Raw genomic sequence first — 548 nt, forward strand, 5'->3', positions numbered from 1 at the left:
TATTAATACCAGTTATTAACGAAGGTGAAAGATTTATATCTCAAATGAATAAAATGAAAGAAGGAAATATATTCAATATTTGCGATGTATTTATATGTGATGGTGGAAGTAAAGATAATTCTTCCAATCCTGATTTTATCAAAGAATATGGCTGCCGAGGTTTAATAATTAACATAAGTGATAAAAAAGGACAAGGTGTACAATTAAAACAGGGTTTTTATGAAGCTATGATAAATGATTATAGCGGAGCTATCATGGTTGATGGTAATGATAAAGATAATGTTCAGGAAAGTTTACCATTATTTTTAGAAAGACTTGAAGAAGGTTATGATGTTGTTCAGGCTACGAGATTTTCATTGGGCGGATATCATGAAAATACTCCTTTTGGAAGGTTTATAGGAATAAGATTAATTGCTTCTCCTTTAATTAGTTTAACTTCACATTTTCATTATGATGATGTATGTAATGGATATAAAGGATTCTCAAGAAATTATATTTTAGATAAAAGAATGGATTGGTTTAGAGAAGAGTTTAATACTTATGAGTAT

At 28.5% G+C, this 548-nt stretch carries 1 protein-coding gene; it reads left to right on the forward strand.

The window, feature by feature from the left end; all coding sequences use genetic code 11:
- Nucleotides 1-53: 53 nt before the first annotated feature.
- Nucleotides 54-548, forward strand: a 495-nt coding sequence (locus tag EZH24_RS13310; protein WP_473807493.1) for a glycosyltransferase family protein, incomplete at its 3' end; no start/stop codon positions are given.

The organism is Brachyspira catarrhinii, from assembly GCF_005518285.1.
GTDB classification, from domain to species: Bacteria; Spirochaetota; Brachyspiria; order Brachyspirales; family Brachyspiraceae; genus Brachyspira; species Brachyspira catarrhinii.